Genomic DNA, 235 nt, shown 5'->3' on the forward strand with positions numbered 1-235 from the left:
TTCGGTGCGGTGATCGACCGGGCGCGCCAGGTCATGCACGGCAAGCTGAGCGGGATCCGCCACGACGGCACCGGCCTGTTCGAGGGCCTTCCCTCGCCGTTCCGCGCCACCCGCTACCACTCCCTGGTGGCGCTGCCCGAGACCGTGCCCGCCTGCCTGAAGGTAAACGCCTGGACCGAGGACGGGACGATCATGGGGCTGCGCCACGAGAGCCTGCCGATCCACGGCGTCCAGT

Annotated in this window: 1 protein-coding gene; it reads left to right on the forward strand. The window is 70.6% G+C overall.

Annotated features, from left to right (window positions below; genetic code table 11):
• Window positions 1–235 (forward strand): glutamine amidotransferase-related protein (locus tag ACSNOK_RS36295; RefSeq protein ID WP_436784905.1); only part of this gene is annotated, 235 nt, incomplete at both ends.

The organism is Streptomyces sp. URMC 126, from assembly GCF_051386555.1.
Lineage (GTDB): Bacteria > Actinomycetota > Actinomycetes > Streptomycetales > Streptomycetaceae > Streptomyces.